Origin of the sequence: Photorhabdus asymbiotica (assembly GCF_003634575.1) — a bacterium.
In the GTDB taxonomy this organism is placed as follows: domain Bacteria; phylum Pseudomonadota; class Gammaproteobacteria; order Enterobacterales; family Enterobacteriaceae; genus Photorhabdus; species Photorhabdus asymbiotica.
Window position 1 is genome coordinate 382,599 of record NZ_RBLJ01000001.1, and the last position, 12,388, is coordinate 394,986.

At 42.1% G+C, this 12,388-nt stretch carries 12 protein-coding genes; 5 read left to right on the forward strand and 7 right to left on the reverse strand.

Features of this window, described 5'->3' with window-relative positions:
• Nucleotides 1–4 precede the first annotated feature (4 nt).
• Together selD and BDD30_RS01545 are read right to left on the reverse strand one after the other, a co-directional pair.
• On the reverse strand, nucleotides 5–1,048 hold the full coding sequence (gene selD / locus BDD30_RS01540; protein ID WP_015834118.1) for a selenide, water dikinase SelD: 1,044 nt from the start codon (nucleotides 1,046–1,048) through the stop codon (nucleotides 5–7).
• Between the two features lie 12 nt (nucleotides 1,049–1,060).
• Nucleotides 1,061–1,612, reverse strand: coding sequence for an NAD(P)H nitroreductase (locus tag BDD30_RS01545; protein WP_015834117.1), 552 nt, complete (start codon nucleotides 1,610–1,612; stop codon nucleotides 1,061–1,063).
• A 171-nt stretch (nucleotides 1,613–1,783) separates the two neighbouring features.
• On the opposite strand from BDD30_RS01545, the gene sppA reads away from it, so the two are divergent.
• The 3 genes from sppA (at nucleotide 1,784) to pncA (ending at nucleotide 5,463) form a co-directional block, all read left to right on the forward strand.
• Nucleotides 1,784–3,640 carry a signal peptide peptidase SppA gene (gene sppA / locus BDD30_RS01550; protein ID WP_015834116.1) on the forward strand — a complete coding sequence of 619 codons (1,857 nt, stop codon included), beginning with the start codon at nucleotides 1,784–1,786 and terminating at the stop codon, nucleotides 3,638–3,640.
• Nucleotides 3,641–3,792: 152 nt separating this feature from the next.
• Nucleotides 3,793–4,812, forward strand: coding sequence for an asparaginase (gene ansA / locus BDD30_RS01555; protein WP_015834115.1), 1,020 nt, complete (start codon nucleotides 3,793–3,795; stop codon nucleotides 4,810–4,812).
• A 12-nt stretch (nucleotides 4,813–4,824) separates the two neighbouring features.
• On the forward strand, nucleotides 4,825–5,463 hold the full coding sequence (gene pncA / locus BDD30_RS01560; RefSeq protein ID WP_015834114.1) for a bifunctional nicotinamidase/pyrazinamidase: 639 nt from the start codon (nucleotides 4,825–4,827) through the stop codon (nucleotides 5,461–5,463).
• A 64-nt stretch (nucleotides 5,464–5,527) separates the two neighbouring features.
• On the opposite strand, the gene BDD30_RS01565 is transcribed toward pncA, so the two are convergent.
• Nucleotides 5,528–5,797, reverse strand: a complete 270-nt coding sequence (locus tag BDD30_RS01565) for a YeaC family protein (protein ID WP_015834113.1) — start codon at nucleotides 5,795–5,797, stop codon at nucleotides 5,528–5,530.
• Between the two features lie 85 nt (nucleotides 5,798–5,882).
• A complete protein-coding gene (gene msrB / locus BDD30_RS01570) occupies nucleotides 5,883–6,293 on the reverse strand; it encodes a peptide-methionine (R)-S-oxide reductase MsrB (RefSeq protein WP_015834112.1) in 411 nt (136 codons plus the stop codon).
• Nucleotides 6,294–6,629: 336 nt separating this feature from the next.
• Here msrB and gapA point away from each other — a divergent pair, with 336 nt between their 5' ends.
• Together gapA and BDD30_RS01580 are read left to right on the forward strand one after the other, a co-directional pair.
• Nucleotides 6,630–7,625: a glyceraldehyde-3-phosphate dehydrogenase gene (gene gapA / locus BDD30_RS01575; protein WP_015834111.1), complete on the forward strand. Its 996-nt coding sequence runs from the start codon at nucleotides 6,630–6,632 to the stop codon at nucleotides 7,623–7,625.
• Nucleotides 7,626–7,748: 123 nt separating this feature from the next.
• Nucleotides 7,749–8,627 (forward strand): D-hexose-6-phosphate mutarotase, encoded by an 879-nt coding sequence (locus tag BDD30_RS01580; RefSeq protein WP_015834110.1) that lies wholly within the window; start codon nucleotides 7,749–7,751, stop codon nucleotides 8,625–8,627.
• 89 nt (nucleotides 8,628–8,716) lie between these two features.
• Here BDD30_RS01580 and BDD30_RS01585 read toward each other — a convergent pair whose 3' ends face one another.
• From BDD30_RS01585 to BDD30_RS01600, 3 genes are all read right to left on the reverse strand, one after another.
• Nucleotides 8,717–9,469, reverse strand: a complete 753-nt coding sequence (locus BDD30_RS01585; RefSeq protein ID WP_015834109.1) for a MipA/OmpV family protein — start codon at nucleotides 9,467–9,469, stop codon at nucleotides 8,717–8,719.
• Between the two features lie 391 nt (nucleotides 9,470–9,860).
• Nucleotides 9,861–10,934 carry a catabolic alanine racemase DadX gene (gene dadX / locus BDD30_RS01595; protein ID WP_015834108.1) on the reverse strand — a complete coding sequence of 358 codons (1,074 nt, stop codon included), beginning with the start codon at nucleotides 10,932–10,934 and terminating at the stop codon, nucleotides 9,861–9,863.
• Nucleotides 10,935–10,948: 14 nt separating this feature from the next.
• On the reverse strand, nucleotides 10,949–12,247 hold the full coding sequence (locus BDD30_RS01600) for a D-amino acid dehydrogenase (protein ID WP_041381816.1): 1,299 nt from the start codon (nucleotides 12,245–12,247) through the stop codon (nucleotides 10,949–10,951).
• Between the last annotated feature and the right edge of the window lie 141 nt (nucleotides 12,248–12,388).

Below are 12,388 nucleotides of genomic sequence, written 5' to 3' on the forward strand. Positions count from 1 at the left end.
GATATTATTCATTAACCTCAATTAGCACTCTGCCTGACTGTCGCTCAGACAATTCACCAATTGCTGTCAGTTCAATGCCATGACATCGTGCAATAGATTTCACTTCATTCACCGCCGCAGGCAAAACTGCCAACAGCAGGCCACCAGATGTCTGGGGATCACATAACAGTTTGCGCTGAAGCTCTGTCATTTCGCCAATAAGATGGCCATAGCTGTCAAAGTTACGCCCGGTTCCCCCCGGAACACAACCTTTTTCAATATAGGATTCCACTTCCGGCAATTTAGGAATTTTTGAAAAATAGAGCGTTGCCTGAACACCCGAACCTTCACAAATTTCACTTAAATGTCCTAAAAGACCAAACCCAGTCACATCGGTCATGGCCGTAACACCAGCAATTTCGGCAAAATCAATTCCCGGTTTATTCAATCGGCACATTATTTCTGTCGCTAAACCCTGATGCTCTGGCAACAATAGGCTCTTTTTCTCAGCCGTGGTTAATACGCCAAGGCCAAGCGGTTTTGTCAGAAATAGCTGGCTACCCGCTTTCGCTGCACTGTTTTGTTTCACTCGATCAATGTTAACAATACCCGTTACAGCCAGACCGAAAATAGGCTCAGGCGCATCAATAGAATGTCCTCCCGCCAGTACAATCCCTGCATCTTCACAGGCAGCCCGACCACCTTCAATGACTTTGCGGGCAATTTCTGGTGACAGTTTCTCGATCGGCCATCCCAAAATAGCTATCGCCATAATGGGCTTACCGCCCATGGCATAAATATCACTGATAGCGTTTGTTGCCGCAATGCGCCCGAAATCAAACGGGTCATCAACAATCGGCATAAAGAAATCTGTTGTGCTGATGATGCCGGTACCATTTCCAATATCATAAACCGCAGCATCATCGCGCGTTTCGTTACCAACCAATAAATGAGGGTCGAGAAATTTCTCCCGTTCACTGTGCAGAATAGTTTCCAGAACTTTTGGTGAGATTTTACAACCGCACCCAGCACCATGGCTATATTGGGTAAGGCGAATTTCTGCTGACATAACAGACTCCAGTTAGAAGTAGCTGACAAAATTGGTCATGTCCGGCATAGCAACTTTGCCCGATGCTTTCAGAACAGGTGTTCCAAGGTAGAGAAAACCCACTATTTTGTCATGCTCATTACACCCCAGACCGGCTCGTACGGTATCATCATCAGTCCATGAACCTGAACGCCAGATACCACCAAACCCTTGGGCCACCGCAGCCATTTGCATCGCATGTACCGCACAACTAGCCGCAACGACTTGTTCCCATTCCGGTATTTTGGAATTCTCGGTCACTCTCGCAATAACAGAGATGATTAATGGCGCACGGTAAGGCGCACTTTTTGCTTTTTCTTCTGCCTCAACCCCCTGATTATTGTTAACAGCAGCCTGATGAAGCAATTGACTAAATCTCTCAATACCTTCATTTTGCATGACAATAAAGTGCCACGGGCGTAATGCACCATGATCAGGCGCTCTCATACCAGCAGCCAGAATATTCTGTAATGCTTCACCTTGAGGTGCTGGTGTCGTTAAACGTGATGCTGAACGGCGATTCAACAAGAGTTCCAATGCATCCATATTTTTTCTCCTAGATTAAGATATTTTATTATAAGCTAACATTTTCTATTTATTAGTTAATGAATAAAAGCCCAAAAGTTGTCTTTCCAGACAATATGCCACTATTTGAAGCTGACATTTACATGTCTGGTCATTAGGATAGCCTCACTTGATCCCATATTTGGAGATGATATGCGTATTTTATGGAAGTTGATCGCAAGATTATTTAAATGGAGTTGGCGACTCCTTAATTTTGTTCGGGAAGTCGTTTCAAACCTGATTTTTATCGTACTTATCCTGGCTGTTATTGGGGGTTTTCTGATTTATCAACAACCAAACAAAACGGTAGATAGTTATCAGGGAGCATTGTATGTCAATCTCACTGGTGTTGTTGTGGATCAAGTTTCCAGTCGTAACCCGTTGAATCAGTTGGGACGCGAACTGTTTGGGGCATCCAGCAATAAATTACAGGAAAACTCCCTGTTTGATATTGTTGATAATATTCGCCAAGCAAAAACTGATGACAAAATCACAGGTCTGATACTGAAACTTGATGATTTCATCGGTGCTGACCAACCATCTATGCAATATATCGGTAAGGCGATTAATGAGTTTAAAACCTCTGGCAAACCTGTTTACTCTATCAGTGATAGTTACAATCAGTCGCAATACTATCTCGCCACCTATGCCGATAAAATTTATCTGTCACCACAAGGAACTGTTGGTCTTTACGGCTACTCAACCAATAATCTCTATTACAAATCCTTGCTAGATTCACTGAAAGTCACTACACATATTTTCCGCGTTGGAACGTATAAATCAGCTGTTGAACCCGTTATGCGCGATGATATGTCCCCAGCGGCCCGCGAAGCTGATAGCCTTTGGGTTAACGGCCTTTGGCACAACTACCTCAATACTATCGCCATTAACCGCAAACTTTCTGTTCACCAAGTATTTCCAGGTGCTGAGGAGATGATTGCTGATCTGCGTGCTGCCGGTGGTGATAACGCTCAATATGCACTCAAACGCAAACTGGTCGATTATGTTGCTCCACGCAATATCATTGAAAGCGAGATGACTAAGGCTTTTGGGTGGGATGAGAAAAACCAGCATTTCAATGCCATCAGTATTTATGATTATGCACCGCAAAATAGGTCATCATCCAAGGGCAATATCGCCGTTATCGTGGCACAAGGTGCAATTATTGATGGACAACAAGCGTCGGGAATGGTTGGTGGTGATACAACCGCAGCTCAAATCCGTCAGGCGCGTCTGGACGATAATATCAAAGCAGTAGTTCTACGAGTCAACAGTCCTGGTGGCAGTGTGAGCGCTTCTGATGTTATTCGTACCGAACTGGCTGCCCTACGAGCAGCAAATAAACCCGTTGTCGTTTCTATGGGAGGGATGGCTGCATCCGGCGGTTATTGGATCTCCACACCGGCTAATTACATTATCGCAAACCAAAGTACATTGACTGGTTCTATCGGCATCTTCGGTGTAATCACAACTTATGAAAATAGTTTGGATCATGTTGGTATCCATACTGATGGCGTCTCCACAACGCCATTAGCTGATATATCCTTCACCAAAGGGCTGAGTAAAGAGTTTTCAGAACTCATGCAGCTTAATATTGAGAATGGCTACAAGAACTTTATCGGTCTAGTTGCTGATGCCCGCAATAAGACACCTGAAGAAGTTGATAAAATTGCTCAAGGGCATGTGTGGATTGGTAATGACGCTAAAACCAATGGATTGGTCGACCAATTAGGTGATTTCGATGATGCTGTTGCGAAAGCAGCTGAATTGGCAAAATTGGATAAACCAGAACTTGACTGGATGCAACCAGAGATGTCATTCAGTGAATTGCTGATAAACCAATTAACAGCAACTACTCAAGCCAGAATACCAGAAGCTATTCAGGCATGGCTGCCTGCTCCACTGGTTCAAGTCGCTCAGCAAGTAAAACAACAGGCAGAGTTCTATCACCATTTGAATGACCCACAAAATCGTTATGCATTTTGTTTAAATTGCGAGGACATCCGCTAAAAAAGCCATAACAATGCATAACATTAGTGAGAGCATGTCATAGTAATTCATGCACAGTTCTGACGGTATTTAGCCTGACAGATACTCTGTCAGGCTTTTTTTATTTGGTAATATCCCTATAATCCAGTTGATCTTTTTACGAGGCACAGGTCATGCAGAAGAAATCTATTTATGTCGTCTATACTGGCGGAACAATTGGGATGCAACATTCATCTCAGGGATACATCCCCGTTTCGGGACATTTGCAGCACCAATTAACAAAGATGCCTGAATTCCACCGCACTGAAATGCCGATATTTACTATCCGTGAGCATCAACCACTCATTGACTCTTCTGATATGACACCAGAAGACTGGCAATTTATCGCTGACGATATCCGGCAGAATTACGATAATTATGATGGTTTCGTCATTCTGCATGGCACAGATACAATGGCATTTACTGCATCAGCTCTCTCTTTTATGTTTGAGAATCTCGGCAAGCCCGTTATTGTTACAGGGTCACAAATCCCACTGGAAGCACTGCGTTCCGACGGGCAGACAAACTTGCTGAATGCGCTTTATCTTGCCGCTAACTATCCAGTCAATGAAGTCAGCCTGTTTTTCAATAATAAACTGTTCCGTGGAAACCGGACAGTTAAAGCACATGCAGATGGTTTCGATGCTTTTGCTTCACCAAATTGTTCTCCACTAATGGAAGCCGGTATTAATATAAAAGCCTTCAATGCATGCCCGGCACCTGTTAGCCACGGTGAATTTATCACCCACCAGATCACCCCTCAACCAATCGGCGTCGTCACCATTTACCCCGGCCTTTCCAGTCAAGTTGTGAATAACATTTTAATGCAGCCGGTTAAGGCTCTGATCCTGCGATCATATGGTGTCGGAAATGCGCCACAACATCCCGAATTACTGAAAGAGCTAAAACAGGCAACAGAAAGAGGGATTGTGGTTGTCAATCTGACGCAATGCATTTCTGGTAGGGTAAATATGGAAGGATACGCCACAGGCCATGCTCTGGCTGAGGCCGGTGTGATAAGCGGCTACGATATGACTTTTGAAGCAGCTTTAACCAAATTGCACTATTTACTTAGTCAACCATATAGCCACGAAGAAATTCGATATCTCATGCAACAAAATTTACGTGGTGAATTAAGTTATGCCGACAAATAATCTAGGAAAAAAATGAAAACTGCTCTATTACTTATAGACCTACAGAATGATTTCTGTACTGGCGGTGCTTTAGCCGTAAAAGAGAGTGAACAAGTCATTGATGTTGCAAATCAGGCTATTGATATTTGCCTAAAACACAATATCAGCATTATTGCCAGCCAAGACTGGCACCCTATTGAACATATGAGCTTCGCAGTGAACTCTGGTCAGAAGATCGGTGATATTGGTGTACTGAATGGTATTCCTCAAATATGGTGGCCAGAACATTGTGTTCAAGGACAATATGGTGCTGATTTTCATCCACAATTAAACAAACAAGCAATTATCGAGATTTTCCATAAAGGTGAAAATCCACAGATCGATAGCTACAGCGCTTTTTTTGACAATGGCCATCAGAGCAAAACCCAACTTGATGACTGGTTACAAGCACAGCAAATTGAACGTCTGTTTATTATTGGCATCGCCACTGACTATTGCGTGAAGTTTACCGCTCTGGATGCGTTGGCATTAGGTTATGAAACCTGGGTAATTACCGATGGCTGCCGGGGAGTTAATCTCAATCCAGACGACAGTAAGTCAGCGTTTAAAGAGATAAAAGAGCAAGGCGCTATGCTAATAAAGATTGATCAGTTAGAAAACGCTCTTTTCTGATATCAATCAGGGTCAGGCTGAGTTTAGCCGACTCAGCCCTTTCCATTACCTAATCTTTCAAAGGTTATGGTTTTAATGTTGCCACCATTTCAGACTGAAAAACCGCCTTTAGCTCTTGTTTACTCTTCATCACCAACCGACCATCGGTGCCAATTGTCATATGCTCCGGATCATGGTTATGTCTTGCCTGCCATAACATAACCATTTGTAGGCTATATTCCTTCTGCTCTGCGGTCAGAGGCACACCATCCTGCCATTTACCCAGTTCGACTGCCCGAACTAAGTTTTGATATATTTCTGGTGTCATTACAGATAAAAGATCATCCAGTTCCATTGTATCTCCTCATTACTTTGCAGAATTAGCTGAAACGATTTAATTTCGTGAATTAACAGTTATACCGACAAAATGATAAAAATAACTAACCTGCTGTTTTTTCACCTGTATTTTCATCAGTGAAACTTAATGCAGCAGAGTTAATACAAAAACGTTCTCCTGTCGGTTTCGGCCCATCAGGGAAAACATGTCCCAGATGGGCGTTACAATGATTGCAACGAACCTCAATACGATGCATATTATGAGAATTATCATCAACATACAGTACTGCTTCATCATTGATAGGCTGATAAAAACTCGGCCAGCCACAGCCAGAATCAAATTTAGTATCAGACACAAATAACGGCTGTTCGCAGCACAAGCAATGATACACACCACTTTTTTTATTATGTAGCAATTTCCCTGAGAATGGGGGCTCTGTCCCAGCATTCTGGGTAACATGACGCTGAATATCAGTCAGTTCTGTATAAAGGGAAACATCAGGATTTTTAGCCATAACAACCACCTTAATAAGACTAACGTTTTCAATAAATTTAATAATAACAAAAAATTAACATCACATCAGTGGAATTTATTTTAAGCGGTTAACTGAATATGTTTATCCTACTATTTGTGATGAAACTCTCATATCTAGCCGATTAACTTTCAATATCTGTCTATGCCCCGATAATGATGGGCGGATCGATTGCCAGTACCTAAGAGCAAACGTCTAAATGGTGGACTCAAATTCGAGGTTTTTCGATGATTGACACGATTCCGCTTGACGGCTGGCAAGGTTTTGGTAACTTTAGTAACAACTTTTAATTCACTAAAAAATAGCTGGTGGAATACTATGACTATCAAAGTAGGTATCAACGGTTTTGGTCGTATCGGCCGTATTGTTTTCCGTGCTGCACAAGAACGTTCAGACATCGAAATCGTTGCAATCAACGACTTGCTAGATGCCGAATATATGGCTTACATGCTGAAATACGATTCAACTCATGGTCGCTTCAACGGTACTGTTGAAGTCAAAGACGGCCACCTGATTGTTAACGGTAAAACTATCCGTGTTACAGCAGAAAAGGACCCAGCTAACCTGAAATGGAATGAAGTGGGCGTTGATGTTGTTGCCGAAGCAACAGGTATCTTCCTGACCGACGAAACAGCACGTAAGCACATTACCGCTGGTGCAAAAAAAGTTGTTCTGACTGGTCCGTCCAAAGATGACACGCCTATGTTTGTTATGGGTGTTAACCATAAATCTTATGTAGGTCAAGACATCGTTTCCAATGCTTCCTGTACCACTAACTGCCTGGCACCACTGGCTAAAGTTATCAATGATAAATTCGGCATTGTTGAAGGTTTGATGACCACCGTTCATGCAACCACTGCAACTCAGAAAACCGTTGATGGCCCTTCTGCGAAAGATTGGCGCGGTGGCCGTGGTGCAGCTCAAAATATCATCCCATCTTCTACTGGTGCCGCTAAAGCAGTCGGTAAAGTGATCCCTGAATTGAACGGTAAACTGACTGGTATGGCTTTCCGTGTTCCAACTCCTAACGTATCTGTTGTTGACCTGACTGTACGTCTGGAAAAACCAGCCACTTATCAGCAAATTTGTGATGCAATCAAAGATGCGGCTGAAGGCGAGCTGAAAGGCGTCCTGGGCTACACCGAAGACGATGTAGTATCTAACGATTTCAATGGCGAAAAACTGACTTCTGTATTTGATGCAAAAGCAGGTATCGCCCTAAACGATAACTTTGTGAAACTGGTTTCCTGGTATGACAACGAAACAGGTTACTCTAATAAAGTTCTGGATCTGATCACTCACATCTCTAAGTAACTGAGTTATCACCTTGTCTAAAAGAGCTGCCTTCCCCGGCAGCTCTTTTATTTTAATCTGTATACAACATGCGCTATTCTTAGGCGATGCAATATCCTGCTTTGGTTTCACAAGGTTATATGGATGAACGATAAAATTTTTGCATTACCGGTTGCGAAACAGATATCCCCTTCTATCAGTCAGCGAAACATGGATGAACTTCCATTGATTGTCATATCTCATCCAAAAGTTCGTGGGGCAATCAGCCTGCAAGGGGCACATCTCATCGCCTGGCAACCCAGAGGTCAGGAACCGGGATTATGGCTAAGCAAGAAAGCAGTATTTAAAGCAGGCTCAGCTATCCGCGGTGGGATTCCTATTTGCTGGCCCTGGTTTGGCTCAATAGGAACACCAAGTCACGGTTTTGCCAGAATTCTACCCTGGGAGTTTAGCGCACATAATGAACATGAAAATGGAGTAATATTAACTTTCACTCTGAGAGATAATGAATATACCCATAAATTATGGCCGCATGATTTTACCCTAATTGCACGTTTCAAACTGTGTGAAACCTGTGAAGTAGAGCTGGAAACTTATGGTAATTATCAAGCAACCGGTGCACTGCATACGTATCTGAATGTAGGCGATGTTAATCAAATTTCTGTCAGCGGCTTGGGTAAACATTTTATTGATGTTATTACTGGTAAAGAGCAACACACAGTAGAAGAATATCTTATTTTCAATGATCGTACTGACCGCGTTTATACAGAACCAGAAGATTTTAGTCTGATAAGGGATAAATTACTGAAACGAACGATTGAAATTTACCATTATCATCACAGTGATGTTGTATGCTGGAACCCAGGGGCTGCTCTATCGGATAATATGAAAGATATATGCGATAAAGGTTATAAGAATATGATTTGTGTAGAAACCGCTCGTATAAATAAACCATTAATTGCCAAAGATGATAATCCAGCCCACATTTCGGTTACAATCCGCTGCCGAAAAGACAATTGGTAAGTATCCTAAATTACTTTCCAACAAAAAACTGAATCCATAAATCAACAGGATTGGACTCAGTTTTTCTCTGGTATTATCGCTGATAGCAATTAAAAACTATACGTAATACCTGCCCAAGCGATACTTGAATATGATTTATTAACCATCGGACTGTCTTTAATTTCATCAGGTAAACGTTCAATGCGCCCCATCATAAATGCAGACCATTTCTGATTAAACTTATAACTGGCAGATAATTCCAAATAAGGAGTCCAGCTATCACCTGGCGTATATTTTTCTAGTCCACTACGACGTGACTCACTACCTTTAATTCCATATTCGTAGCGGTTTTGTTTCTTACTACTCCAAACCACACCGAGTCCCGGCTGTAATGACCAATCATCATTTTCAAAACTATACAGATAAGCAAGGTCAACCGTCACACCTTTACTTTTACCCAAAGTATCCGCAGCAAAAGAGCTACGTAACGTCCCCCAGTCTTCAATATGACGATAACTGAAACCACCCATAATGGTATCACGACGACGATCCAGTTTTTTCATCTGTTCATCTTTGTTATCTTTTGGACGGAAACTTTGAGGATAATAATAAACATCTAAAGACAATTGATCTTTCGGTTGATTCCACAAATAATACCCAGCGGCTAAAGTATGAAAGTAGAAATCTTCACTTTCATAATTCACCATTGGAACAGGCAATACTTTATCTTTATTCTTTACTCCTTTATAAGGTGATGCCTCAGCCAGAACAGATGCGCCAATTGACCACTGCCCTGCATAGGCTACAGATGAAGAAAGACAAAAAGCTGCGACTGCGGCTAGAATTTTAGCTTTATTGGCCATTATTAACGATTTCCTATAAACAATGATGTATACCCGTCATCTTTCAAGTTGCCTCTTTGTTGGCTGCACTCACTCACCCCAGTCACATACATAGTTATCTATGCTCCCGGGGATTCGCTCCCTTGCCGCCGCGATGCATCTTGAAATCCATAGGGTATATGCAATTATCCGGTTTCAAGTGTAAAAGTCATTCTCCTGATTTCCAAGTAATAAAGTTCTACTTTTGCTCAAAGCGCATCATATGCTTAAACGCTAATTAGTCTTACTAGTAAAAATATACAGATTATATATATGAAACAACGATATATTAATTTAGTGAAACCAATAACGCATTTCTTTCAATAATATCAGTAATATTCCATCTTTCAGGGCAAACTGCCCAATCCAAAATCTAACGACATACGGATACCGGAACCCGCTCTGCTAATGCGCACAACAATTCATATCCAATAGTTCCAGGAACGCCAGCCACATCATCCACTGGCAGATTTTGCCCCCATAATTCGACAGGGCTGCCAATTTGTGCTTGCGGGCAAGGCGTTAAATCCACTGTCATCATGTCCATTGATATTGCACCTAACATTTGGGTTCTAACGCCATTTACAATAACTGGCGTTCCAGTCATTGCGCAACGAGGATAACCATCAGCATAACCACAAGCAACTGTGCCGACTCTCATAGGACCTGGTGCTGTATATTTACTGCCATAACCAATTTTGTCCCCTGCCTTGAGATTCTGAACCGCAATAATCTCACTTTTCAAACTCATTACTGCTTTCAACCCAACATCTGCAATGTCTTCCCATTTTCCACTAGGTGAAGCACCATAAAGGGCTATACCAGTACGTACCCAATCTCTATGAGTTTGTGGATACCATAGACAAGCCCCCGAATTAGCCAAACATTGAGAAATATTCAAGCCCTGACTGACCGAATCGATAACGTTAAGTTGTTCAGTAACGCCAATCTTTTTATCTGCATTCGCAAAATGCGACATCAACGTTATTTGTCCAATTTGTCGAATATTCTTTGCCAACGATAAAACTTCTCTATATTGATCGGCAGGAAATCCTAACCGATTCATACCACTATTAAGTTTAAGATAAATATTGATTGGATGACTAAAATTAGCCGCTTCTATTGCTTTAAGCTGCCAATGACTATGTACTACTGTCGTCAATTGGTATTCATCAATTATTCGCAAATCTTCCGGTTGGAAAAAACCTTCCAGCAGCAATATTGGCCTCTGCCAACCCTGCTCCCGCAATAAAATGGCCTCATTAAAATCAAGTAAGGCAAATCCATCTGCTTGATCGAGATGCGGCCATATACAACGCAAACCATGACCATAGGCATTTGCTTTAACTACAGCCCAGATCTTACTATTACCAACCTTATTACGAATAACAGCTAGGTTATTCTCTAATGCATCAAGATGGATAGTTGCCGAAATCGGACGTGGCATATTAACCCCTCAGTTCAAGTGTGTAATTGGTGGCTAAGTAGCCCAGGTTTTGTATTGAGACCATTAATATAACGAAATACTGACAGATCATCAGATGCAATGGCGGGTTTCTTACCTGAAATAAGATCAGCCAGTAACTGACTGGAACCACATGCCATTGTCCATCCCAACGTACCATGTCCTGTATTTAAATAGAGATTGTTATACTCCGTTGGCCCAACAATTGGGGTTCCATCTGGTGTCATTGGACGTAAACCCGTCCAAAAATTAGCTTGAGCAATATTCCCACCTTCCGGATAGAGATCCTGCACCACCATTTTCAGTGTTTCACAACGAGCTTTAAGAATATTTAAATTAAAACCCACAATCTCCGCCATTCCGCCAACACGAATACGATTATCAAACCGGGTCATAGCAATTTTATATGTTTCATCCAACACAGTAGATACCGGCGCCCATTCCGCATCCACGATAGGCATAGTTAATGAATAACCTTTCAGTGGGTATACCGGGATTTTGACAAGATCTTTCAACAGATCAGTAGAGTATGCCCCCATCGCAACAACATAACTATCTGCCGTCATGACACCATCTTCACACTGTACGCCAGTAATACAATGCCCTTCTACCAACAACCGTTTGACTTGTTTATTAAACAAAAACGTCACACCCGCCGTTTTTGCCATCTTTGCCAGCTCTTTGGTAAAAAGTTGACAATCTCCTGTTTCATCATTAGGTAATTGCAAGCCGCCTGTCAGTTTGTGGGCAACATGCGCCAGTGCCGGCTCTACTGTTGCCAGTTTATCCGCGGTTAATAGATTGTAAGGAACACCTTCCTGTTCAAGAACTGCTATATCATTCACCGCATTATCAAACTGCTTATTGGTACGGAATAACTGAAGGGTTCCTCCCTGGCGACCTTCGTATTGAATACCAGTATCTGCTCTCAGTTGTTTGATACAATCACGACTGTACTCTGCTAACCGTACCATCCGACTTTTATTTATCGCATAGTGACTCGCATCGCAATTACGTAACATCTGCCACATCCAACGCAACTGAAACAATGAGCCATCAGGTCGAATAGCCAATGGAGCATGGCGTTGAAACATCCATTTAATCGCTTTCAGTGGAATACCTGGTGCTCCCCATGGGGTCGCATATCCAGGAGAAATCTGCCCGGCATTAGCAGCACTGGTTTCCTCTGCGGCACTTTCTTGACGATCAATAACAGTTACTTCATGACCTTGCTGCACTAAATACCAGGCACTGGTTACACCTATAACACCACTACCTAAGACAAGGATTTTCATCATGGTCCCCTGATGATAAAAAATTTAGGCAAGCATAATATGCTGTTTATAAAAAGCCAATATAGAACAATCATCGGTAACGTCAATAATCTATATTTATGATTCAGGTCACAATTAGATTACAATTACGCAACAATTTCA